Origin of the sequence: Aureispira sp. CCB-QB1, from assembly GCF_000724545.1 — a bacterium.
Taxonomy (GTDB): Bacteria; Bacteroidota; Bacteroidia; order Chitinophagales; family Saprospiraceae; genus Aureispira.
In genome coordinates, this window is sequence record NZ_JHBV01000031.1 from 41625 (window position 1) to 65587 (window position 23963).

Consider the following 23963-nt stretch of genomic DNA (forward strand, 5'->3'; position numbering starts at 1 on the left):
TATTATTTTGGTTAGAAACATCAAGAACATCAACTTTATCAATTACAAACCAAGAACAATGAAGAAGATATTTTATACCATACTATTGTTGTTAACAATGAGCAGCTTGATAATGGCACAGGCAACAGGCAATCGAAATTATGCCAAAAGAGCAAAGGGAAATGTGAATTATAATAATAATACCTACAACGATTATTCAGAAGTTCCTCAGAATATAGAACCCAATGTTACGTTAGGGCAAGGCAAGTTGGTTACCCTAGAAGTTCAAATATTGAGCAATCAAAAAGCAGATACCTATGTGGCGATATTTAACCTAACACAAATGGGAAAAACGGTTGATGAAACCAATTGGCTACTAACTGACCGGTACAATGGTTTTGCGCAAGAATTACAAAGTGTGGGAATTCCTAAAGACGCAATTTATTTGGATATGATTTCTTTTGTCCCCTTGTATGAATATGAAAAAGAAAAAAAAATCTTCTCCAAAACCCATAATGAAGTGCCCAAAGGCTTTGAAATGCAGCAAAATGTACACATCAAGTACAACGACATGAGTATGATGCCTAAGATCATGTCCGTAGCAGCAAAATATGAAATCTTTGATTTAGTGAAGATAGATTATGCTGTTGATAATCAAGAAGCAGTTTATGTTGAAATGAGAGAAAAAGCCGTTGCGCACTTAGTTCAAGAAATAGAATTGTATGTCGATCGTTTAGGAGTAGATTTAGAAAGCGGGTATCGTATCGTTGGTGAAAACAAGCAAGTGAGTTTTCCTGTTGATCGCTACTCTAGTTATAATGCTTACTCGAATGTATCGTTGGGAGGAACTCCTGAGAAGGGAAAGGTACAAGATATGTACAAGCCTAAAACAATGTACTATGACAAGGTAGCGTATGATAACTTTGATATTGTTATCAATCCAACAGTATTAGAACCAGCAATACAGTTTATGTATACAATGAAAATTCAAATAGCCGTGAAAGACCCTAATCAGCCAACACCTCAACATGTCTGGCTAACTCCTGATGGAGATTTAGTGCCCATCAAAATTGATTAGTTTAGAATTGGATAAATTCTAAATGTTGGTATTAAACGCCAAAAAAATTGTAAAGTGCTTTGCTTTTTCTTAACTTAATGAATAGTACTTATATGTCTATATGCAGTAGTTAGCTGCGCTACTATCATGTGGTTTGAATGAATAATGATAGGTGCTAATAACTAAGTAATTATTGCTCAATAGTCCATTTAACCCCACAAAATGATGAGAATAGATTGTCATAAAAGCATCCAATGAATGTTGTTTGTAGTAATGCGAGCATAATTTTCGAATTGTGTTAGAATTATAAATTGCGCATGACTTCAACAGCTTTTTGAAAAAATGTTTTTCCTTGATAACTTTTAATCCCTATAAAAATGAACATAGAAAACACATTAAAATCTATCGAAGCAACGAATAGATTGATTAATCAGAATCGAGTTTTGTTAATATGTGGCGAGGAAGAATATTTGAAACAACTTGACAAAGGCAACTGGATTGGCGGAACAATTCCTTATTGTATGAGTGATAAAGGAGGTGGTTTGATTGGTGAAAATGCGGTTTTTGTTACAGATTTTACAGATAAGATCATTGATGTTAAGGTAGCTTCTTATTCCAAAGATGAATTTAAAACGATGTTGAATGATCGTTACTTGGATGGATTTAGTTATGTTGTTGTACCTGCATTTTCAGAAGTACACGAAGAGTATGGTCTGAATATTAGCAACGAATCTAATCTATTTGACGTGCCTACAATGGGATGGGTAACAGGGGTCTATTTAGAAGAAATAGGTCTAAAAACGCCCAAAGTGATGAATGGAAAAACGGGGGAGTTGCTAGAAAATAAAATTTGTGCATTGCATTGTCAATTACCCGAAGGGGTCTATGCAGAGTTGGATATTATTAATATTTATGAACAAGGGAATGGTGATGTTTTTACATTTCCAGAGAATAGTTTTTCTTGCTCGGATTGTTTGATTAATGGAGAACCTGGTAACCTAGCAGAATATTACTTGGAACATGGGGTGAATCGAACACTACCTCTAGTCGCTAATTATGCAGGTGTTCCAATAAATGTAGATATACAAGATGTAGATGCAGAAAACAAAACAATGTCTTTTTTTGGACCTTTAAATATAGCCTATGAATATAAAATTGCCAACCTTGTCGAAGATAGATATGCGTTGTTTTGCAAACGGCTTCCTGATGATAGTTCGAATATTAGTTGTTCCTGCAATTGTATTTCCAGCTATCTGAATATCGGAATGGAAGGAAAGCACTCGGGGGGAATTGTAGGACCATTTACGTTTGGAGAAATAGCCTATGTCTTGGTGAATCAAACAATGGTGACACTTTCAATCAACAATTTTCAATAGTTGAGTAATTGTGCAGAATTAACGAACTAATAATCAACAATAGTGCTAGATAAATCTTAGAAAAATAGCTAAAAAAGCTTTTTTGTAATTAAAAAACTGTCCTATGGTACCAAATCTTAATGAAAAAGAATGGAAGGATTTATTATTGAATGATGACGCTCCGCCTCTAAAAAGTTTATCTCTAAAGCTCAAACTTTCTTCTTTAAAAGCCAATATAAAAATAGAAAAAACCACCTTGGCAGAAGCCATATCAGAGCTATACAACTATTGTGTGGCGAATGAAAAGTTGTGTGCAAAAGATTTAGCGCTTATTTTCAAAAAAAATTAAAACCCAATAGAAAATGAACATTGAGAATAAACTAATGTCTATACAGGAGGTCAATACTTTAATACATTTAGGAAGAAGCCTTGTAATTGCTGGTGATGAAACGCTTCTTCGTCAATTAGACTTAGGCAATTGGATAGGCGGCACGATTCCTTATTTTATGGACAAAAATGGAGGTAGTGTTAATCATGAAGAGGTATTTGTAACAGATTTCACCGATGTAATTCTACAGGCAAAGATTGAGTCCTATGATAATACCCAAATAAGTAGTACGATGCTTGAGGATCGTTATGCCAATGGCTTCTCGTATGTATTGTTACCTGGGTTTTCTACCATACATCAAACCTATGCTTTAGAAACAGGTGAAGTAGCAAGTCTTTTTGATGTGCCAGTTATGGGCTGGATAACAGGTGTGCATTTGGATGATATTGGCGTTAAAACGCCTAAGGTGTTTGATGGGAAAACAGGAGAAGTATCTGAAAATAAGGCTTGTGTCATGCACTGTTCATTGAAGAAGGGGAGTTATGCAGAGTTGGATATTGTTAATATTTATGAACAGGGAGTGGGAGACAAGATTGAAGTGGATGCGAATAGTTTTTCTTGTTTGGATTGCCGAATCAATGATGAGCCAGCGAATTTAGCAGATTATTATATAGAGCATGATATTGATGTATCGTTGCCTTTGGTTGCAAACTATTCGGGAGCATCTATTAACGTTAGCGTGCAAGCTGTTAAAGAGAACGAGCGCGAAATGTCGTTTTTTGCCCCCCTATTACAAGGCAGAACATACTATGTTGCAAAACCAATCGAAGATCTTTATCAAGCATTTTCAGAGGCTTTGCCTAAAGATACAAGTGCCTTGCTTTGTTCGTGCAACTGTATTTTGAATTATGTTAACATACAAATGGAAAATAAATTTACAGGAGATTTTCGAGGACCTTTCACATTTGGAGAAATTGCCTATGTATTGGTCAATCAAACTATGGTAACTCTATCTATTCATAACGATTGAGCAATGGCTTGAAAGTTTTTGAGCTAAAAAATAGAAAAAAAATACGTCACTGTGAACTTTATGGTTAAACCTAACGTTCTAAAAGCTCAGTGAATAAAAATAAGCGGAAGTGTTGGTATAAATTAAGCCAGCACTTTCGTTTTTTTTTATAAAATACTATTTTTGCTAGCAAAAATTAATAGTCCACTGATGATTGCCTTATAATCAAAAGGGTATAATTTGTTGTGTAAATCAAATTCTATAAGTTAGTACTTTATATTTGTGAGGCAGTTTTATATTTTTATCGATGATGTATTATCCCATAAGTTGTTAACTGTATGGTTGTTACGAAAAAAAATAAGATATAATTTTTAGTAGGCTAGAATTAAATAGAATCATTCATTAATAATAACTTAATTGCTACAAGAAAAAAATAATTTTCGGGTAGGGCATTAAGCAAATTAGTGCCAATATAAGTTGTTTAAAACTAGAGCATCACATTATGACTAAAGAACAGAATACCTCATTTCAAGACGTTGTCTCGCATTGTAAAAAACTAGGATTTATTTATCAATCTAGTGAGATCTATGGCGGCTTGAGTGCAGTGTATGATTATGGTCCTTATGGTATTTTGTTAAAAAACAATATCAAGCAGTACTGGTGGAAATCCATGGTACAAATGCATGAAAATATCGTAGGCTTAGACGCTGCTATCTTTATGGAGCCTACAGTATGGAAAGCTTCAGGGCATGTAGATGCATTTAGTGATCCTTTGATAGATAATAAAGATTCTAAGAAGCGTTACCGTGCCGATACTCTTATTGAGGACTATATAGAGAACAAGATTCAAAAGAAGATAAACAAAGATGTTGAAAAAGCTGCCAAGCGTTTTGGAGATGCTTTTAATAAGGCAGAGTTTTTAGCAACGAATGGGCGAATCCTTGAACGTCAAAAGAAAATTGATGAAATCTTGAATCGAATGAACACCGCTTTAAATTCAGGAGATTTGGCAGATGTTCGTCAACTAATAGTAGACTTGGACATTGCTTGCCCTGTTTCTGGTTCTAGAAACTGGACCGATGTAAGACAGTTTAACTTGATGTTTTCTACGCAAGGAGGAGGAGCAACGAGTGATGATAAATTATACCTACGTCCAGAGACGGCTCAAGGGATTTTTGTTAATTTCTTGAATGTGTTGAATACGTCTCGTCAGAAAATTCCATTTGGAATTGCTCAAATAGGAAAAGCATTTCGAAATGAAATTGTGGCACGTCAGTTTATCTTCCGTATGCGTGAGTTTGAACAAATGGAGATGCAATTTTTTGTGCGTCCAGGGCAACAACAAGAGTTTTATCAATATTGGAAAGAGGCTCGTATGAAATGGCATATGGCTTTGGGAACGAATGAGGATAAATTGCGTTATCACGACCACGAAACATTGGCACATTATGCAGATGCTGCTTTAGATATTGAGTTTCAATTTCCGTTTGGATTCAAAGAGCTAGAAGGAATCCATTCTCGTACAGATTTTGATTTGAATGCCCACCAAGAACATTCTGGTAAAAAGTTGCAATATTTTGATCCAGAGTTGAAAGAAAGTTACGTTCCTTATGTAATTGAAACTTCAATTGGGTGTGATCGAATGTTTTTGGCTATGATGAGTAATGCTTATCAAGTAGATCAAGTACCTGATGCGAATGGAAATTTGAAGGATCGTGTGGTCTTGAGATTGCACCCTGCTATTGCACCTATTAAGTGTGCCGTTTTGCCAGTGGTGAAATCAAATGAAGCATTAACAACAAAAGCAAGAGCGATTTTTAATGAAATTAAATACTCGTTTGAGTGTCAATACGATGAGAAAGATACAATAGGACGTCGTTATCGTCGTCAAGATGAATTAGGAACACCTTACTGTATTACAATTGATGAGCAGACAGTAGAAGATAATACGGTAACAATTCGTGAGCGTGATAGTATGAAACAAGAGCGAATAGCAGTGAGTGAAGTGGAGAAAATTGTTGGGGAGCGTATTGATATGCGTAATTTGTTAAAACAATTATAAAAAATAAAGCTTAAAACTTTGTTTTGTAGCTTTTTATAGGGTAAAGTCATTTTAAAATAGTACTTTTGTAGGTGGTGTTTTAATGATTTTACCCAAATAAAAAACAAAAAAGAATAACTCTTTGACGTTTTTATCGTTAAATTTATAGAAACACTATCTTGTTGTTATTACTCAGAAGTATTTATAATTATCTTTGATTTCTCTTAATTGAGAATTAATTTTTTAGGAAATATAAAGTACCTCTTAACAATAAATAAAATTCGTAAATTACATTCTAACGATCTATTTAGCAATCATAAATCAATCCAACATAGTTACCATGAAATTACATGTATTATTTATTTACATCACTAGCTTTTTTGTTTTGGTTGCCTGTGGTTCTACTGCTGGAACGACAAAAAATGATACGGTAGCAACTACAGAAAAAAAAGCACCCGATGATGATTATGATGGTGTACCGAATGATGTGGACCAGTGTCCTTATATTTATGGTACAGCTCGAACATTTGGTTGCCCAGATGCTGATGGTGATGGTATCCAAGATTCTGAAGATCGCTGTCCAGACGACAAAGGCTATGCAAATCTATTAGGATGTTTGGATAGAGATTATGATGGGATTATTGATCCAGATGATGAATGTCCCGACGCTTACGGAGAGCGTGAAACAGGTTGCCCAGATATAGACCCTTCGGATGTTGACGGTGATGGTGTAAAAAATGAAGATGACGAATGTCCTGAAGTAAGAGGACTGTTTACAGCCAATGGTTGCCCCGATGGTGATGGTGATGGTATCAAAGATGAATTGGACGCTTGTCCTGATTTGTTTGGAATTTCTGAGTATAATGGTTGTCCTTTGGCAATCGGAGATATGATGGAAATCGCAGAAAGAAATGGTCACCCAGCAAAAGTAAATGGCATAGCAGAAAAAGGCTATTATAAGAGTTATGACGGCAAATTATACGATCGTAATGATATGCGTGTGGATGTCGTTTCTGGTGATATTGTTGACCAAAGTGGTTCTTTTATTACCGATACTAAAGAGTTCTTTATTGACCGAAAAGGATACATCCGAGATGCAAACGAAGGTGTTGTGCGTATCGATGAAGAAGGTTATGTATTTAGCCCAGATGGCTTGTTGAGCAAGAAAAAAGTGAACAATGCAACATCGGGTGGTGGCATTAAGATTGGTTCGGGTTCACTACCTAATCAGCAAAAAAATGGCATTCAATTTGGCACTGACAATACTGATAGTTATTCTGGTGGAGGCAATCCAAATTCGGGCAATGGAAATGATTTGAATGATAATATTTATGATTATAACCCCAAAAATGCAAAACCATTAACGCCAGCAGAAGCAGCAGATTGTAATCGAATTAATCTACAAACTTTGACGGCAGCTATTTACTTTGACTATGATGCAGCCAAAGCGGACAACAGTTCTTTGCGCCAGTTGAATAGAGTAGTTGATGCTATGCAAAAATGTGCTAAACTAGAATTACAAGTTGGTGGCTATGCCGATAGTGATGGAAGTGAAAATTACAACTACAAATTGTCTGAAAGAAGGGCTAAATCTGTCTTAAAATACATTATGGGACAAGGAATTAGCGATCGACGTTTGAAGTACAATGCTTATGGCGAAAAATATCCTTTGTCTAGCAATGCGACCGATGAAGGAAAACAGCGCAATAGACGTGCAGAAATACAAGTAGTTCGTAAATAATAATATATCTAGCATATATATGTGCAAAAGTCTAGGAGATGCAAACTCAGAATGTCTTGCATCTCCTTTTTTTTTGTTAGCTTTGAATTCTCCCCGATATTAATGATCACAAAAGCGTGAGATAAAGGATGTATGATATAATTCCAGCTTTTTTAACTGCCTTTTTAATAACTTATTTTGCTATACCTTCTATCATCAAGGTAGCAGTAGAGAAAAACTTGGTAGATGAACCGGGAGAACGGCGTTCGCATTCCAAGAGTGTACCTACCTTAGGCGGCTTAGGTATTTTTGCAGGACTCATTTTTTCGACAACTTTTTGGGTGCCTTTTCATGAGCAGCCCTCTCATTTGCAATATATACTATGCGCATTTATCGTCATTTTTCTAATAGGAGCAAAAGACGATATTATTCCACTAACGCCCTCCAAAAAGTTTGCAGGGCAGATATTTGCTGCTTTCTTATTAGTTTATTTTGCCAAAATACAATTGACGAGTTTGTATGGGATTTTTGGTATTCATGCTATTCCTGATTTTATAGGTATTCCATTAACCATATTTACAATTATAGTCATCATCAATGCCTTTAATTTAATAGATGGAATTAATGCATTGTCAGGAACAATAGGTTGTATTATCTGTGGTACTTTTGGATATTGGTTCTATTGTATGAATCGCCCAGATTTAGCTATTATTGCAGCTGCATTAGCAGGAGCTTTGTTGGCTTTTTTGCGGTACAACTTAGCAGCAGAAATATTCATGGGAGATACAGGATCATTATTAATTGGTTTAACAGCAGCAATTCTCGCCATTTCATTTATCCAATCCAATATTACCTATGTGAATGAGCAAAGTGTTAGTTCGGTTCCTGCCGTAACTGTAGGGATTTTGATTATTCCATTATTTGATACTTTACGAGTTTTTACGCTACGTATCTTAAAAGGTAAGTCTCCCTTTAGTCCAGATCGTACACATATCCATCATTTGTTATTAGATTTGGGGTGTAGCCACCTTCAAGGAACAGCTATTTTGGGAATAGTCAACTTAATTTTTATAGCTGTTGTATTTCAGTTACAATGGATTGGCACATTGCCTTTATTTGGAGTTGTCATTCTGATGGGAACGATTTTAACAGGTATAGTAGAGTATGCCTTGCGAAAAAAAAAGAAAACGGAAGGATATGTTTAATGCTCTAGCTGTTTTTGTCGGAGGGGGACTAGGAAGTTTGTGTCGTTATTGTGTAGGGCTGATTTTCCCAGCACCCAGTGCCTCTTTTCCTATAGCTACTTTAATTGCTAATGTTAGTGCTTGTTTTGTTTTGGGATACCTTACCGATCATTTGACTCGAGACAACTTATCAGATCATTGGAAATTATTGCTTGGAACTGGTTTTTGTGGTGGTTTTAGCACCTTTAGTACCTTTTCTAAAGAAACCTTAGAACTTGGTCAAGGTGGTTTAACAGTATGGGCTGTCGTATACTTAATATTGAGTTTGGTCTTGGGTGTTTTGGCTGTCTTTTTAGGTATATGGATGGGAAATATGGATAAATAAATAATGTACGTAGCTTGTTTTTGTAGTCTGAATATAATTCTAACAATTTAAGGATATTACAAAAGCAATAGCTATCTTTGAATTTTTTAACCAAATGTTGGTAACATGTCTAATGTTTGATTCATTGCTAAATAGTTGTATTTAACATGAAAGAAGAGTGGGATTTAATTATAAAGCCACAACAAAAATTGTTGAGTCTTAACCTAAAAGAAATTTGGCAGTATAGAGACCTATTAACAATGTTTGTTAAGAGGGATGTAGTAACGGTATATAAACAAACTATTTTAGGACCTATATGGTTTTTTGTGCAGCCAATTATGACAATGTTAGTGTACATTGTTGTTTTTGGCGGGATTGCAGGAATTTCCACAGATGGAATTCCTAAACCATTGTTTTATCTATCAGGAATTATTATATGGAATTATTTTTCAGAGTGCTTTATACAGACATCTAGTACCTTTTCTGTTAATCAAAATATGTTTGGAAAAGTTTATTTTCCTAGGCTGGTAATGCCACTATCTAAGGTAGTTTCAGGATTAATTAAATTTTTTGTTCAATTCACCCTTTTCTTTATCGTTTATGTTTATTTCATTATCAAAGGGGTTACTGTATCTGTATCTTTAAGTATTCTATTAGTTCCCTTCTTAATGATGCTAATGGCTTGCCTAGGGCTAGGATTGGGGTTGATTTTTACCTCTCTTACTACGAAGTATCGTGATTTACAATTTTTAATACAATTTGGAGTACAATTGCTCTTGTATGCAACACCAATTATTTACCCTATGAGTTTAATTAAAGGTAATTTGACGATGCTTATTAGTTTAAATCCTTTAGCTCATATTGTTGAAGCCTTTAAATATAGTTTTTTAGGCGAAGGAAGCTTATCTTTTTATGGTTTAGGTTATTCTACACTATTTACAATTATAGTATTAATTGTAGGTATCTTAATTTTTAACAAAACAGAACGAAACTTTGTAGACACAGTTTAATTGGTTGTTGAGCATAATATAGTGGGCACTCATTTAGGTGGATTTTTAGAAAAATATTACATAATAAATTCATATATGTCAAATATAGTATTAAGTGTTGAAAACTTATCTAAACAATACCGTATTGGTGAAATAGGTACAGGAACACTATCAAATGATCTAAAACGTTGGTGGGCTCAAATAAGAGGCAAAGAGGATCCTTTTAGTTTAGTCGGGCAGATAAATGACCGAACCCAAAAAGCTGAATCGGATTATGTTTGGGCTCTTAAAGATATTAATTTTCAGGTAAAAGAAGGTAGTGTATTAGGGATAATAGGGAAGAATGGGGCTGGTAAGTCTACATTGCTCAAACTAATATCAAGGATAACCTCTCCAACAATAGGTTCTGTGAAAATAAAAGGTAGAATAGCGTCTCTTTTAGAAGTTGGAACAGGAATGCACCCAGAAATGACAGCAAGAGAAAATATCTACTTGAATGGAGCTATTATGGGAATGACTAAACAAGAGATTTCTAGAAAATTTGATGAGATTGTTAATTTTGCAGGTTGTGCTTTATATGTAGATACTCCTGTTAAGCGATATTCTTCTGGAATGCGTGTACGCCTTGGTTTTGCTGTAGCAGCATTTTTGGAGCCTGAAATATTAATCGTAGATGAAGTTTTGGCTGTTGGTGATGCAGAGTTTCAAAAGAGAGCTATTGGCAAAATGAAAGAAGTAAGCCAAGGAGGAGGAAGAACCGTATTATTTGTGAGTCATAACATGGCAAGTGTTCGAAATTTATGTAATGAAGCTATCGTATTAGAAAATGGACAAATTGATTTTCAGGGAGGAACAGAAGAAAGTATTAGTTATTATTTGACAAAAGAAAAAAAACTAAGCAAATTAAGCTTGGAAAGTAGAACTGATCGTCTTGGGAATGGAAAACTACGGATTACTGATATTCAATGTTTACGAAAAGATAATCAACCATCTTCTATTATTGCATCAGGAGATTATTTAAAATTACGTTTTTTTTATGTAAAAAAAGAGAGCATCGAGCACCCAATAATAGGAATTACCATATGGGATAAAAATGAGAATTTATTAGCGGCTCATTCTACCCAAGAAACAGGAGAAATAGTTAAATTAGACATGGAACGTGGTTATTTTGAAATAGAGTATCCTAGCTTAAAATTGACAGGAGGAACTTACTATATCAAATATTTGATCTCGAATCGAGGAACACAAATGGAGGATTTGATTGATGTTATGGAAAAAGCAATAGTACTTGAAGTTGAGCCATCAGATTATTACCAATCAGGCATTATTAATCGACGTCGAAATTGTGCTATTATTGATGCTCAGTTTGTTATGTAATTAAGTAAAAAAATAAAGCTAAAAAATCGGCTTGTTTTTTACTGCTAATTGATGATCACAGTGAACTTTGAGAGCTTGGTACGATGTACCAAAGGGATAGCAAAAAAGTGTAGCTTTATTTCTAGTGCTATTTTGTAGCGGGTTAAGGCAAGTCTTTTCGATGAAGAGCGCAGAAGAAGGTTGTTTAGTTATGCTATTATTGCGTGGTTTATATAATTTTTTTGATTGAATACTTAAGTATATATAATGAAATGAAAAATACAAAACATTTAAATGGCAACAATTATACATATAGGTTATCATAGAACTGGAACTTCTTTCTTACAAAAATCTATATTTCCTCAATGCTCTAAGCACTCTTTTCATGGTCATCCCGAAATGATAGAACATAACTTGATAGATATTGCTTGGAAGGCTGACCGATCTATAAATTATAATCAATTACAAACAAAATACTCCGAAGGAGATTATTTTATTTCTTTTGAGAGTTTTATAGGACCTATCAAAGATGGGTCAATTTTAATTGATATCGTACCTTGGCGTTTGAAAAAAGTTTTTGGAGATAAAAAAGTGAAAATACTAATAACTATACGAAAACAAGATGAATTTTTAAAGTCATATTACGCTCAATGGATAGCCTCAGGAGGAACAATTAAAATAATGGATTGGCTTGGTCAGAAGAATTTAGATAAACCAAGATTTGATATAAATACATTAGATTACTTAGCTACCTATAAGGTATATGCAGAGGTATTTGGCGAAGAGAATATTCTTGTGCTACCTCATGAATTGTTAAAAATAAAAGAAGATAAATTTTTGGCATCGTTAAATGATTTCTCAGATGAAACATTTCAGGCAATTCCACGAACAGAAGTGGCTTTAAATAGATCTTTGAGTGGGTATCAGCTAAAATGGATGCGATTTTTAAATAAAGTTTTCGAGACACAAATATCTTTAGACTATTTATTTTCAAAGAAATATTTCAATACAACTAAATATCGTATAAAATTACAACATTCTAACTTTTTACGTTTTGGTGAAAGTTTTAGTGAGGAAGAAAAAGCATATCTAAAGCAAATTTTGGAACAATTCAAATATTCTAATTTTATCTTAAATCAAAAGTTTGATCAGTATGATTTAAAAGAATATGGATATTGTTAATTGAAACAATCTTTTTTAGAATAAAAGTATTATTAATATTGAACATAATCAAAAATAAAATAATGGAAAAAATATTAGTTACTGGTGGTGCTGGTTATATAGGAAGTGTATTGGTACGAATTCTATTAAAAAAAGGCTATAATGTGAGAGTCCTTGATAATTTAATGTTTGGAGGAGAATCTTTAATAGAATTATTTAATTACCCTGAATTTGAGTTTCAAAAAGGAGATGTTCGAAACGAACAAGACATAAGAGCAGCCCTAGAAGGAGTTGATGCAGTTGTTAATCTTGCTGCAATTGTGGGAGATCCTGCTTGTGCAAAAACGCCAGACTTAGCTAAAGAAACAAATTTGGATGCCACCCAGAAAATGTATACCATGTGTAATGAAATGGGAATTTCAAGATTTGTATTTGCATCAACTTGTAGTAACTATGGTAAAATGGAGGGGGGTGACTATGTAGTTGAAACATCTAAATTAGCGCCTGTATCTCTATATGCAGAAACAAAAGTAAGCTCTGAGAAATTTTTATTAAATCAACCTAAAGAGAATATATGCAAGCCTACTTCCTTGAGATTTTCAACGGTATATGGATTATCTGAACGTCCTAGATTTGATTTAACTGTAAATGAGTTTACCAAAGAGATAGCATTAGGAAGAGAATTAGTAATTTTCGGTGAACAGTTTTGGAGACCTTATTGTCATGTTTACGATTTAGCTAGATCAGTTGTCTTAGTGTTGGAGTCAGATATAGAAAAAGTAGCATATGAGGTGTTTAATGTTGGTGATACTACTCAGAATTATACCAAAAAAATGATTGTTGATGAGATTGTGAAACAAATTCCAACAGCTAGCATTAAATACGTGCAAAAAAATGAAGATCCTAGAGACTATCGAGTGAACTTTGATAAGATAAAAAATCAGTTGGGTTTTGAAATAACGATAAAAGTACCTCAGGGAGTAGAACAAATAAAATATGTTGTTGAAAACGGTTTTTTTGATAATGTAGATGATATGAAATATAGAAATTCTTAGGCTTTTGAAGTTTGGTTTATAAATATAATAATATTTAATATGGAAAAAGTTGTTGATTTTATTAGAAAGCAATTTAAAGAACCTGAACAGTTCATCCCTCTACATGCGCCAGTTTTTGTCGGTAATGAAAAAAAATACCTTAATGAGTGCATTGATTCTACATTTGTTTCTTCAGTAGGTAAGTTTGTGGATCGGTTTGAAGCAGACATAAAAGCAATTACAGGGGCAAAGAGTGCTGTGGCAACTACAAATGGTACCGCTGCTTTGCATATTGCTTTGCACGCATTGGATGTAAGTACGCATGATATTGTTATTACACAACCTTTGACTTTTGTAGCAACTTGCAATGCGATAAAGTATACGGGGGCAACACCTCTTTTTGTAGATGTTGATCTAGAAACGATGGGCATGTCGTCAAGTAGTTTGCGGACTTTTTTTGAGGAGCATTGTGAATTAAGAACAGGGCGTTGTATACATAAAAGAACAGGGGAAATAGTAAAGGCTTGTGTGCCAATGCATACTTTTGGTTTTCCATGTGATATAAAATTAATTGTTGAAATTTGTGAAGAATGGAATGTTGCTGTGGTGGAAGATGCTGCTGAATCCTTGGGAAGTTGGGTTGGAAAACAACATACTGGAACTTTTGGTAAATTAGGAGTTTTTAGCTTTAACGGAAACAAAATTGTAACAGCTGGTGGTGGTGGATGTGTGGTAACAGATGACATCGAATTGGGAAAAAAAATAAAACACCTAACTACAACAGCAAAACAACCACATCCTTGGGCTTACCGACACGAGGAATTAGGGTTTAACTATCGAATGCCTAATATAAATGCTGCCTTGATTTGTGCACAATTAGAGTGCCTACCTCAGTTCTTAGAGAAGAAAAGAACCTTGGCAACTGCCTATAAGATGTTCTTTGAAAAACAAGAAATTATATTTAAATGGGAACAAGAGGGAACAACGGCTAATTTTTGGTTGAATACTCTGCTATTGAAAGATGAGCATCAAAAAACAGCTTTCTTAGAGGCAACAAATAAAAATGGAGTAATGACGCGCCCTATATGGGACTTGATGACAACTTTGCCAATGTATCAAGATTCGTTGGATGTGCCTATTCCTAACGCAGAGTACTTGGCAAGTCGCATTGTTAATATTCCTAGTAGTGTAATTATATAATATTATGAAAAAGAAATTTGCTATATTTATTTCAGGGTATGGTCGTGGAGCCATTGATATTATAGAAAAAAATGAACAAGGGCTTATAAGACCTGATTTACATTTAGTTATAAGTAATAACCCTAAGTCGGAAGCCTTAAATATTGCGAAAAAATATCACATTAAGACTGCTATCATGCCTAAAAAAAGTGGCTTATCTAAGGCAGAATATGAAGCGAGCTTACTTGAAGTACTAAAAAGAAACAATATAGAGTATATTTTTTTAGCAGGTTGGATGTTAATTTTATCTGAAGAATTTATTACAAATTTTAAACAAAAAGTAATGAATATTCATCCATCTCTATTGCCAAGCTTTAAGGGGCTTAGAGCAATAGATCAAGCATTAGATTATGGTGTAAAAATTACTGGAATTACAACTCATTGGGTTGATGGAAGCATAGATGGAGGCACTATTACAAAACAAAAGGCTGTAATTATAGAGCCTGATGATAATTTTGAATCGTTAGACAAAAAAATATTTGAAGCAGGGACAATCCTTAGTTTAGAATCAATTAATGAATTTTTTGTATGAAAATAATAAGTCTAGAGGATGAGGGAGTATGGTTAAGTTATTTACAAAAATTGCCTAGAGAGGTTCAGGATATTTACTATACTCCAGCATATTATAGACTATATGAGAATAATGGAGATGGCAAAGCTTATTGTTTTATCTTTGAGCAAGGAGAGAAAATTGCAATGTATCCTTATTTATTGAAAGAAGTACCGTTTGTCTCTAACGCATTTGATATAGAAGGATGCTATGGTTACAATGGCGTGCTTTTTAACAATGAGAATGATAGTTTTAAAAATGCTTTTTATGCAAGTTTCGAGAAGTATTGCTGCGAAAAAAACATTATAGCAGAGTTCACTCGTTTCAATCCAATGACAAATAACCATACTTTTTCGAAAGAGAATATGGAAGTTTTGTATGATAGAAATACTGTGCTGCTGGATTTAGAGCAATCGCCTGATGATATTTGGAAAAAAGAATTTTCAAGTAAAAACCGTAATATGATTCGAAAGGCTATTAAGGAAGGCGTCATTGTTACAAGAAAAAGAACAAAAGAAGCCTTTAAAGCTTTTTTTGAATTGTATAATAAAACCATGGTAGATTTGAATGCTGCTGATTTTTATTTTTTTAAGGAGAGTTATTTTTTACAAATATTAGAAACTATAGAAGGTGCTTGGATATATCAAGCAACTCTTGATAATATACTTATTGGTTCTATTTTGGTTTTTGAATATGGAGCATTTGCACATTATCATTTATCTGCTAGAGACCGAAACTATTCAAGATTAGCATCAAATAATCTATTATTATATGAAGCTATTAAATATGCAAGAATAAATGGTTGCCGTTCGTTTCATTTTGGTGGTGGAAATGGTGGAGAGAAAGACCCTTTGTACAAGTTTAAATTAAACTTTAGTAAAAGAATCCAATCATTTTATATTGGTAAGAAAGTACATAATCCAATTATTTATGATGAAGTAATTCAAATTTGGAAAAATAATAAATCATCTACTCCTTCAAATAAAGTTCTGTGCTATCGAGACTGAATAGATACAGATTGGCTAGTTTAAACTGTTTTTATAAAACTTTTTAATAACAATAGTTAGCTGCACTGCTACTACGTGGTATTACATGAGGACTTCGCCGTTGACAATTAACAAGTTGTGAATTTGTGGCTTTGCATAAGTTTTTGGTTGTCAATTTGGTATGAGTTTTTCTTTTTGCTAACTGAGCTTGCACCTTCACGAGCGAACCGAGTATAGCGAGCTCACAACCGTAGGGAGTAACAAACCGAGCTAAAAAAGTAAACAACTAAGCAATAGCCGAGTAGGCTTGTACTAGTAGTACAAAAGAGCTGCTCATAAAATAATCAACGAACTACTATAGTAGAGAAGCTAAATATAAATCAATATACCAGCATAAGTTAGATAAAAGCCTTATTCGAGAATTAATCATAAAGTTTCAAATATTAAATTTAGATAATTCTACTCAATCAGTAGTTTATACTCTTTTTTGATATGTGTTAATTTGTTATAATATATAATAGCCTTGTAGTTATGAAGCAAAAAATAAAAGAATTAGAACTAGATATAAATGCCACCATTTTAGAGGCTTTGCTAAAAATGGATAGTATTGACCGAAAATTGTTGATCATAACAGAGGATAATAAATTTAAGTCTTTATTAAGTATTGGTGATATTCAAAGAGCAATTATAAAGGGGGGAGAGTTGAATGTTTGCGTGTCACAAGTTTTAAGAACGTCAGTTAAAGTTTCAAAAGAAGGGGAGTCCATAGAAAGCATAAAGCAGAATATGCTAGAGTTAAGATGTGAATTTATACCCTTGGTAAATAAGGATAATGAGTTAATTGATGTTTATTTTTGGGAGGATTTAATAGCAGAACAAAAACAAATAAAGAAAGAACTAAATGTACCTGTTGTCATTATGGCAGGCGGTCAAGGTACGAGGTTAAAGCCTCTTACTAATATTATTCCCAAGCCATTGGTCCCTATTGGAGAAAGAGCTATTATGGAGCTGATTATTAATAGTTTTAATAGTTTAGGATGTATGGAATTTTATTGTTCTGTGAATTATAAAGCTAAAATGATTGAACAATACTTTTCAGAGTTGGACAGAAATTATACAATTGAATACTTTCAAGAAGCTTTCCCTTTGGGGACAGCAGGAAGTTTGTCGATGTTGAAAGGCAAAATTAATAGTAGTTTCTTTGTTAGTAATTGTGATATATTAATTGATCAAGATTATACAGAAATATATACTTTCCATAAAAAGCATAACTACGAATTAACTATTGTTGCTGCACTTAAAAATTATAAAATTCCTTATGGCATACTAGAAGTAAGTGAAAATGGAAAACTTGAAGCTGTAAAAGAAAAACCAGATTTAACTTTCTTTGTGAATACAGGGATGTATATTCTAGAACCCCATCTATTGCAAGAAATACCTAGCAAGAAATATTTCGATATTACTGATTTATTTGAGAAAATAAAGCAAAGAAATGGGAAAATAGGTGTTTTTCCTATTAGTGAAGGAGCGTGGATGGACATTGGAAATTGGGACGAATATAGCAAAACTCAAGACATATTTAAAAAAAAACTTAAATGAAAATATTATTAGCGGGGCATATTAGTTTTAACCTTATAGCCCCCTATACACGAAGAGTAAAACAAATTCTTCCTATGAGTGAAATTGGTGTATTAGGACTCAATCGACCAGGTACCCAAATTAGAGACGAAGATAAGATAGTATTTGATGAAGTAATAGAAAAACCTACATGGACTAAAAAGAAATTATATAAAGTATTATTCTCGTATAATTTTATCAAACACTGTTTGTCTTTTTTTATAAAACAAAAGAATGTTTTCAACTATAAAATATACTTGAATCTAAAGCAGACTATTATTAATCTAGCCAATGAAGTATTAAATGATGAATTTTATAAAAATACTTTTCAACGATTTGATATTATAAATTTTCAATATATAGATAGAACTTCTACTAAATATTTACAATATCTTAATGCCAATAATAAAGTTGTGTTAACATTTTGGGGAAGTGATTTAATGTGTACAGCAGGAGTAGAACTATATGAAGAACAGCTAAGATTGATAGATCGAGCGGATAGACTTGTTGTTCATTCTTTGCAAATGAGGGAGATATTATTATCCAAATATGGTCGTAAATATTTGGATAAAGTTCGATTGAATTACTTTGGTTTAGAGGATATTAAATTCAACAAAATATCTAAAGCAGAAGCAGATAAAAAAGGTTTAAAAGAGTACGCCCAAAAGTGGCAAATTCCTGAAAATAAGATAAAGTTGCTCATAGGTTATAGTGGGGCGAAAAGTACAAGACACCATAGAATATTAGAAGAGTTGAATAAGAAAAGCGAGGAGTGGAGAGATAAGTTTCACTTAGTAATACCCATGACTTATAATAATAATGACAAAGAATATTTTAAAGCTATTGAAAACCTTATAAATAAAACAGAATATTCCTCTACTCATATTGTTGAATATTTGACAGATGATGAAGTTGCTTACCTATATAACTTAATAGACGTTTTTATTAACATAAGGGAATCTGATGCTTTTAATGCAACAATGGTTGAAACATTATATCTAAATAAAATAAATATAGTAGGAAGTTGGCTACCTTATGAAATGATAAAACGATCAGGAATTAATTATTTAGAGGTAGAGAAAATTTCAGATATTAATAAAGCCTTATATCAAGTTTTAGTAGGAGATCTCAATCCAAACATCAGACATAATAAGGAAAAAATCTATAAATTGACATCTAATAATTATACAGTACCTAAATGGTGCGATATCTACAAGGAACTATATCAATTATGAATAACTTAAAATTTGCCATTGTCGGCTGTGGAAGAATTGCTCAACGTCATGCAAAACACATTAAAAATACGCAAGGCTCTGAATTGGTAGCCGTATGTGATATTGTTGCAGCAAAAGCAGATCAATTAGGGGCTGAGTACGGGGCTAAAGCCTTTTATACAATTGAGGCTTTATTGGAGAATGAAGACATTGATATCGTGTCTATTTGCTCTCCTAATGGTTTGCATGCCAATCATTCCATTCTTTCTTTGAAAGCAGGAAAACATGTTTTGTGCGAAAAACCAATGGCTATTTCTGTTTATGATTGTGGCGAAATGATTAAAACGGCAGAAAAAGCCAATAAACGGTTGTTTGTAATCAAACAAAACCGTTATAACCCACCTGTTAATGCTGTCAAAAATGCGATTGATTCAGGAAAGTTAGGTAAGATAAATAGCGTACAATTATCTTGTTTTTGGAATAGAAATGAAGACTATTATAAAAATAGTTGGAAAGGAACCAAAGACTTGGATGGAGGCACCTTGTATACACAGTTTAGTCACTTTGTAGATTTACTATACTATTTGGTTGGCGATGTAAAAGATGCGAAGGCTTTTGGTGGAAATTATTGTCATGAAGGAATTACAGAATTCGAAGATACAGGAGTAGTGATTTTAAAGTTTCATAACAATGCTATCGGAACAATTAATTATACTGTCAATAGTTATGGAGGAAATATGGAAGGTTCTCTAACTTTGTTTGGAGATAAAGGAACTGTGAAAATTGGCGGGCAATACCTAAATGAGTTGGAGTATCAAAAAATTGAAAATTTTAGTATTGATAACTTGCCTATGGGCAATACTGCTAATAATTACGGACAATATCAAGGATCTATGTCTAACCATGATATGGTTTATGAAAATGTCGTTGATGTACTATTAAACGATGGTCAAATTACGACCAATATGTTTGAAGGATTAAAGACAGTAGAAATTATTGATAAAATTTACAATGAAATAGAAAAAAATGGCTAAAGATAACCCTGATAAGCGATATCAGTCAACGATTCGAGCAGTAGCGTTTGGAAATAATGTTACGGTAGTAGAGCCAGTCAATATTTACGAATGTGAGATTGGCAATGATTCTTTTGTCGGTCCGTTTGTTGAAGTTCAAAAACAAGTTAAAATAGGGCAACGAACTAAAATTCAGTCGCATACTTTTGTTTGCGAATTAGTTACTATTGGAGACGACTGTTTTATTGGACATGGAGTTATGTTTATCAATGATTTGTTTGAAGAGGGCGGTCCTGCTATGGGAGATACCTCTAAGTGGAAATCAACGAGTATAGGAAATGGGGTTTCTATTGGTTCTAATGCCACTATTTTACCTGTCAATATCTGTGATGGAACAGTAATTGGAGCAGGAGCAGTTGTAACAAAAGATATAAATATTAAAGGGATTTATGTAGGGAATCCCGCTAAATTATTGCGAAAATTATGATACCATTTGTAGATCTAAAAGCTCAATATCTCAGCATTCAAAAAGAGATTGATGAGGCTATCCAAAGTGTAATTAATCAAACTGCATTTATTGGAGGTAGTTATGCTGCTAAATTTGAAAAGGAATTTGCAGATTTTCATGGCGTAAAACATTGTATTGCTTGCGCAAATGGAACAGACTCACTAGAGATTTTACTTCAAGCAATGGGAGTAGGAGCTGGTGACGAAGTTTTGGTACCCGCACTATCTTGGATTTCGACTTCTGAGGCTGTATCTACTGTGGGAGCAACACCTATATTTGTAGATATAGATCCTGATTATTATACCATTGATTTGGATTTGATAGAGGAAAAAATAACGGCTAAAACCAAGGCAATTATTCCTGTTCATATTTATGGACAACCTGTCGATATGCCTCGTTTGATGGCAATTGCTCAAAAACATAATCTAAAGGTGTTGGAAGATTGTGCACAAGCACATAGTGCTACATTTGATGGTCAAAAGATCGGGACTTTTGGGGATTGTGCTTCTTTTAGTTTCTATCCTGGAAAAAATCTGGGTGCTTATGGCGATTCGGGAGGTATGATTACAAATGACCCAGAAATTGCACGAATAGCAAGAATGATTGCTAATCATGGACAAGAAGGTAAACACAACCATTTGATGGAAGGTAGAAATAGTCGAATGGATGGTATTCAAGCAGCAGTTTTATCGGTCAAATTAAACTATTTAGATGAGTGGACAGATGCTCGTATTGCAAATGCCAAGCGTTATGATGCCTTACTAAAAAATAGTGATGTTGTGACACCTCGTGTTATAGAAAATGGTAAGCACGTATTTCATCTATATGTTATTCGTTCTAAGAATAGAGCAGCTTTGATGCGTACGCTAAAGGCAGAAAATATCGGTATTTCTATTCACTACCCTACGGCTTTACCTTTCTTAGATTGTTATAAAAATAGAAAGTATACGGCAGAAGATTTTCCTGTAGCGCATCAAGTAACCCAAGAAATTATTTCATTACCTATGTTTGCAGAGTTAAGCGCAGAGGCGATCGAAAAAGTGACACAAACAATATTGAAGTAATTCATGAAAGTCTTTCAAGCACTACATAAATACGCTCCATACATTCCTTATTTTGAGCAGAAGTATGATACTTCTCAAATGTCTTTTAAAGAACATTTGCAAACTTTAATTGCAGATCGTTTTTATACCTTGCATATTCTAAAGCCTGCTTTAGATTTTTCTGAGGAGGTCTTTTATACGTTGTGGGATTATGAAGCATTGCAATTGAAGTGGGCTAGAGAAAATGGTTGGAATGAAACGAATTTAAAAAAAATACTATATGCTCAAATAGAGACTTATCAACCAGATGTGTTTTATAATATGTCGCCTACTTTTTTTAATAAAGAAGAGTTGGACAACAATTTGGCGCCTTCTATTCTTCGTATTTGTTGGTCTGCGTCTCCTTTTTTTGATAACGAGTTGTTTAAGTTATACAAAACTAGACTAACTAATGTTCCTTTGGATGTTCAGCCAATATCAAAAGTAGGATTTAGAAGTGACCTATTTCAACCTGCTTATGATCCTTTAATGGACTCTTATGCTAAAAATACGGAACGTCCTATAGATTTGTTTTTTTATGGGCAATATGCTCGGTCTATTTTTAAAACAAGAAACAAGCAATTGGATCGTTTGTTAGAGTTTAAGCAACAATCGGATTTGAATATTGAGATTTTATTACAATATAGAGTTGAAAAAGAACCTGTTGTTAACATTCCGTATATTCGCCGTTTTTGGCAAAAAATAACGCATCCATCTGAAATGGTTCGCCAATTATCAGGAGCACCTATTTTTGGATTGGATATTTATAAAAAAATTAGCCAAAGTAAAATTGTTTTTAATGCAGGAGTTGATTTTAGTAAGGAGTATAAAGTAAATATGCGTAACTTTGAAGTACTGGGATGTGGGGCGCACATGTTGTCAGATATAGGAATTTACCCAGATGGTTTTGAGATGGGAACTCATTTCTCTACATATACCGATATAGAAGATTGCATTCAAAAAGTAGAGGCATTGTTAAAGGACGATGCTAAGCGGTTGTCTATTGCAAAAGCAGGCAACGAAATGGTACAAACACAGTACACGAAAGAAAAACAATGGCAAAAATTTCAAGATATTGTTGAGTCGATTTAAAATTAAAAAGGTGAATCAAGAACCACATATTATTACATTTAAAGAAATCGGAACGCCCAATTTAGGTTATATCAGCGTTGCAGAGGTTGCCGATAATATTCCTTTTGATATCAAACGAGTCTATTGGACGTACTTTACGCCTAATCATGTAGAACGTGGTAATCATGCTCATATTGATTTGCAACAAGTTATATTAAGTGTAGCGGGAATTATACATTTTGAATTAGAAAACGCAAATGGCGAAACATTCAATTTTGTGCTAGACCAACCCAACAAGGGATTATTTGTGCCTCCAGGTTATTGGCGTAAAATGCGCTTTTCTCACAATGCTGTGTTGCTGTGTATGGCTTCGTTACCTTACGATGAGAAGGATTATATTCGAAGTTATGAAGCATTTAAGGCATTAAAAAAATGATAAATGATACACGAAACAGCTTTGGTACAATCCAACTCTCTTGGAGATAATACAAATGTTTGGCAATATGTGGTTGTATTACCTAATGCTCAAATAGGAGCTAATTGTAATATATGTAGCCATTGTTTTATTGAAAATGATGTTCGAATAGGTGATAATGTAACCATTAAGTGTGGGGTGCAAGTTTGGGATGGAATAACCATTGAAGATGATGTGTTTGTCGGTCCTAATGTAACGTTTACGAATGATTTGTATCCTAGATCTAAACAATATTCGGGGGAGTGGGCAAAAACTCAGATTGAAAAAGGAGCCTCTATCGGTGCCAATGCCACTATTATAGCAGGCATTACAATTGGTAAATATGCTATGGTTGGTGCGGGAAGTGTGCTGACTAAAAATATTCCAGCTTATACACTTTGGTATGGAAATCCTGCTATTCAAAAGGGATATATTACCGCCTCAGGAATAATTTTGAGTTTGGATTTGATTGATCGTAAAACAAATAATAAATATACACTGGAAAACGGAGTGCCCACTTTGGTTGAATAGGTTCTAAATTGTAGTTCCTTCTATCTCCGTTTAATAATAATGCCTAAAAACCACAATACAACAGGGTAGATGACTAGTAGTTAATGACTAGTTTTAATAACTTCAAAATAAATTGATAAAA

The 23963-nt window shown here is 33.6% G+C and carries 23 protein-coding genes; all 23 read left to right on the forward strand.

Annotation, left to right across the window (positions count from 1 at the left end; translation table 11 throughout):
- The first annotated feature begins 58 nt into the window (after positions 1 to 58).
- Positions 59 to 1057: an SIMPL domain-containing protein gene (locus CG11_RS16145; RefSeq protein WP_052597825.1), complete on the forward strand. Its 999-nt coding sequence runs from the start codon at positions 59 to 61 to the stop codon at positions 1055 to 1057.
- A 356-nt stretch (positions 1058 to 1413) separates the two neighbouring features.
- A complete protein-coding gene (locus CG11_RS16150; protein ID WP_052597826.1) occupies positions 1414 to 2412 on the forward strand; it encodes a hypothetical protein in 999 nt (332 codons plus the stop codon).
- Positions 2413 to 2515: 103 nt separating this feature from the next.
- Positions 2516 to 2740, forward strand: a complete 225-nt coding sequence (locus tag CG11_RS16155; protein ID WP_052597827.1) for a hypothetical protein — start codon at positions 2516 to 2518, stop codon at positions 2738 to 2740.
- Between the two features lie 13 nt (positions 2741 to 2753).
- Positions 2754 to 3749, forward strand: a complete 996-nt coding sequence (locus CG11_RS16160; protein ID WP_052597828.1) for a hypothetical protein — start codon at positions 2754 to 2756, stop codon at positions 3747 to 3749.
- Positions 3750 to 4230: 481 nt separating this feature from the next.
- Positions 4231 to 5790, forward strand: a complete 1560-nt coding sequence (locus CG11_RS16165) for a glycine--tRNA ligase (protein WP_052597830.1) — start codon at positions 4231 to 4233, stop codon at positions 5788 to 5790.
- 319 nt (positions 5791 to 6109) lie between these two features.
- Positions 6110 to 7510, forward strand: coding sequence for an OmpA family protein (locus tag CG11_RS16170; RefSeq protein ID WP_052597831.1), 1401 nt, complete (start codon positions 6110 to 6112; stop codon positions 7508 to 7510).
- Positions 7511 to 7638: 128 nt separating this feature from the next.
- Positions 7639 to 8694: a glycosyltransferase family 4 protein gene (locus CG11_RS16175; protein ID WP_052597833.1), complete on the forward strand. Its 1056-nt coding sequence runs from the start codon at positions 7639 to 7641 to the stop codon at positions 8692 to 8694.
- Positions 8687 to 9058, forward strand: a complete 372-nt coding sequence (gene crcB / locus CG11_RS16180; RefSeq protein WP_052597834.1) for a fluoride efflux transporter CrcB — start codon at positions 8687 to 8689, stop codon at positions 9056 to 9058. The genes CG11_RS16175 and crcB overlap by 8 nt, the downstream gene beginning before the upstream one ends.
- Positions 9059 to 9204: 146 nt before the next feature.
- Positions 9205 to 10047 (forward strand): ABC transporter permease, encoded by an 843-nt coding sequence (locus tag CG11_RS16185; RefSeq protein ID WP_052597836.1) that lies wholly within the window; start codon positions 9205 to 9207, stop codon positions 10045 to 10047.
- 75 nt (positions 10048 to 10122) lie between these two features.
- On the forward strand, positions 10123 to 11403 hold the full coding sequence (locus CG11_RS16190) for an ABC transporter ATP-binding protein (RefSeq protein ID WP_052597837.1): 1281 nt from the start codon (positions 10123 to 10125) through the stop codon (positions 11401 to 11403).
- Between the two features lie 273 nt (positions 11404 to 11676).
- The gene (locus tag CG11_RS16195) at positions 11677 to 12564 is read left to right on the forward strand and encodes a hypothetical protein (RefSeq protein WP_052597838.1); all 888 of its coding nucleotides are present in this window, start codon (positions 11677 to 11679) and stop codon (positions 12562 to 12564) included.
- A gap of 62 nt (positions 12565 to 12626) precedes the next feature.
- A complete protein-coding gene (locus tag CG11_RS16200; protein ID WP_052597840.1) occupies positions 12627 to 13598 on the forward strand; it encodes an NAD(P)-dependent oxidoreductase in 972 nt (323 codons plus the stop codon).
- A gap of 39 nt (positions 13599 to 13637) precedes the next feature.
- Complete coding sequence (locus CG11_RS16205) at positions 13638 to 14777, forward strand: LegC family aminotransferase (protein WP_052597841.1); 1140 nt, start codon at positions 13638 to 13640, stop codon at positions 14775 to 14777.
- Positions 14778 to 14781: 4 nt separating this feature from the next.
- Positions 14782 to 15348 (forward strand): phosphoribosylglycinamide formyltransferase, encoded by a 567-nt coding sequence (gene purN, locus CG11_RS16210; RefSeq protein WP_052597843.1) that lies wholly within the window; start codon positions 14782 to 14784, stop codon positions 15346 to 15348.
- Positions 15345 to 16373 carry a GNAT family N-acetyltransferase gene (locus CG11_RS16215; protein ID WP_052597844.1) on the forward strand — a complete coding sequence of 343 codons (1029 nt, stop codon included), beginning with the start codon at positions 15345 to 15347 and terminating at the stop codon, positions 16371 to 16373. Before purN ends, CG11_RS16215 begins: the two co-directional genes overlap by 4 nt.
- Before the next feature lie 510 nt (positions 16374 to 16883).
- Positions 16884 to 17951 carry a nucleotidyltransferase family protein gene (locus tag CG11_RS16220; RefSeq protein WP_052597846.1) on the forward strand — a complete coding sequence of 356 codons (1068 nt, stop codon included), beginning with the start codon at positions 16884 to 16886 and terminating at the stop codon, positions 17949 to 17951.
- A complete protein-coding gene (locus CG11_RS16225) occupies positions 17948 to 19204 on the forward strand; it encodes a TDP-N-acetylfucosamine:lipid II N-acetylfucosaminyltransferase (RefSeq protein ID WP_052597848.1) in 1257 nt (418 codons plus the stop codon). Before CG11_RS16220 ends, CG11_RS16225 begins: the two co-directional genes overlap by 4 nt.
- Complete coding sequence (locus CG11_RS16230) at positions 19201 to 20217, forward strand: Gfo/Idh/MocA family protein (RefSeq protein ID WP_052597850.1); 1017 nt, start codon at positions 19201 to 19203, stop codon at positions 20215 to 20217. The genes CG11_RS16225 and CG11_RS16230 overlap by 4 nt, the downstream gene beginning before the upstream one ends.
- A complete protein-coding gene (locus CG11_RS31005) occupies positions 20210 to 20683 on the forward strand; it encodes an acyltransferase (protein WP_052597851.1) in 474 nt (157 codons plus the stop codon). The genes CG11_RS16230 and CG11_RS31005 overlap by 8 nt, the downstream gene beginning before the upstream one ends.
- Positions 20680 to 21768 carry a DegT/DnrJ/EryC1/StrS aminotransferase family protein gene (locus CG11_RS16240; protein WP_052597852.1) on the forward strand — a complete coding sequence of 363 codons (1089 nt, stop codon included), beginning with the start codon at positions 20680 to 20682 and terminating at the stop codon, positions 21766 to 21768. Before CG11_RS31005 ends, CG11_RS16240 begins: the two co-directional genes overlap by 4 nt.
- Before the next feature lie 3 nt (positions 21769 to 21771).
- The gene (locus CG11_RS16245; protein WP_052597854.1) at positions 21772 to 22878 is read left to right on the forward strand and encodes a glycosyltransferase; all 1107 of its coding nucleotides are present in this window, start codon (positions 21772 to 21774) and stop codon (positions 22876 to 22878) included.
- A 10-nt stretch (positions 22879 to 22888) separates the two neighbouring features.
- A complete protein-coding gene (locus CG11_RS16250) occupies positions 22889 to 23293 on the forward strand; it encodes an FdtA/QdtA family cupin domain-containing protein (RefSeq protein ID WP_052598020.1) in 405 nt (134 codons plus the stop codon).
- Between the two features lie 3 nt (positions 23294 to 23296).
- Positions 23297 to 23842: an acyltransferase gene (locus CG11_RS16255; protein WP_052597855.1), complete on the forward strand. Its 546-nt coding sequence runs from the start codon at positions 23297 to 23299 to the stop codon at positions 23840 to 23842.
- The last annotated feature ends 121 nt before the right edge of the window (positions 23843 to 23963 follow it).

What these genes read in the sequence shown, in the direction of transcription:
- CG11_RS31005 (WP_052597851.1), top strand. Translation starts at nt 20,210, where the DNA reads ATGGCTAAAGATAACCCTGATAAGCGATATCAGTCAACGATTCGAGCA.
- CG11_RS16170 (WP_052597831.1), top strand. Translation starts at nt 6,110, where the DNA reads ATGAAATTACATGTATTATTTATTTACATCACTAGCTTTTTTGTTTTG.
- CG11_RS16255 (WP_052597855.1), top strand. Translation starts at nt 23,297, where the DNA reads ATGATACACGAAACAGCTTTGGTACAATCCAACTCTCTTGGAGATAAT.
- CG11_RS16205 (WP_052597841.1), top strand. Translation starts at nt 13,638, where the DNA reads ATGGAAAAAGTTGTTGATTTTATTAGAAAGCAATTTAAAGAACCTGAA.
- CG11_RS16160 (WP_052597828.1), top strand. Translation starts at nt 2,754, where the DNA reads ATGAACATTGAGAATAAACTAATGTCTATACAGGAGGTCAATACTTTA.
- CG11_RS16200 (WP_052597840.1), top strand. Translation starts at nt 12,627, where the DNA reads ATGGAAAAAATATTAGTTACTGGTGGTGCTGGTTATATAGGAAGTGTA.
- CG11_RS16215 (WP_052597844.1), top strand. Translation starts at nt 15,345, where the DNA reads ATGAAAATAATAAGTCTAGAGGATGAGGGAGTATGGTTAAGTTATTTA.
- CG11_RS16220 (WP_052597846.1), top strand. Translation starts at nt 16,884, where the DNA reads ATGAAGCAAAAAATAAAAGAATTAGAACTAGATATAAATGCCACCATT.
- purN (WP_052597843.1), top strand. Translation starts at nt 14,782, where the DNA reads ATGAAAAAGAAATTTGCTATATTTATTTCAGGGTATGGTCGTGGAGCC.
- CG11_RS16175 (WP_052597833.1), top strand. Translation starts at nt 7,639, where the DNA reads ATGTATGATATAATTCCAGCTTTTTTAACTGCCTTTTTAATAACTTAT.
- CG11_RS16185 (WP_052597836.1), top strand. Translation starts at nt 9,205, where the DNA reads ATGAAAGAAGAGTGGGATTTAATTATAAAGCCACAACAAAAATTGTTG.
- CG11_RS16245 (WP_052597854.1), top strand. Translation starts at nt 21,772, where the DNA reads ATGAAAGTCTTTCAAGCACTACATAAATACGCTCCATACATTCCTTAT.
- CG11_RS16165 (WP_052597830.1), top strand. Translation starts at nt 4,231, where the DNA reads ATGACTAAAGAACAGAATACCTCATTTCAAGACGTTGTCTCGCATTGT.
- CG11_RS16155 (WP_052597827.1), top strand. Translation starts at nt 2,516, where the DNA reads ATGGTACCAAATCTTAATGAAAAAGAATGGAAGGATTTATTATTGAAT.
- CG11_RS16225 (WP_052597848.1), top strand. Translation starts at nt 17,948, where the DNA reads ATGAAAATATTATTAGCGGGGCATATTAGTTTTAACCTTATAGCCCCC.
- CG11_RS16230 (WP_052597850.1), top strand. Translation starts at nt 19,201, where the DNA reads ATGAATAACTTAAAATTTGCCATTGTCGGCTGTGGAAGAATTGCTCAA.
- CG11_RS16240 (WP_052597852.1), top strand. Translation starts at nt 20,680, where the DNA reads ATGATACCATTTGTAGATCTAAAAGCTCAATATCTCAGCATTCAAAAA.
- CG11_RS16150 (WP_052597826.1), top strand. Translation starts at nt 1,414, where the DNA reads ATGAACATAGAAAACACATTAAAATCTATCGAAGCAACGAATAGATTG.
- CG11_RS16195 (WP_052597838.1), top strand. Translation starts at nt 11,677, where the DNA reads ATGGCAACAATTATACATATAGGTTATCATAGAACTGGAACTTCTTTC.
- CG11_RS16190 (WP_052597837.1), top strand. Translation starts at nt 10,123, where the DNA reads ATGTCAAATATAGTATTAAGTGTTGAAAACTTATCTAAACAATACCGT.
- CG11_RS16145 (WP_052597825.1), top strand. Translation starts at nt 59, where the DNA reads ATGAAGAAGATATTTTATACCATACTATTGTTGTTAACAATGAGCAGC.
- crcB (WP_052597834.1), top strand. Translation starts at nt 8,687, where the DNA reads ATGTTTAATGCTCTAGCTGTTTTTGTCGGAGGGGGACTAGGAAGTTTG.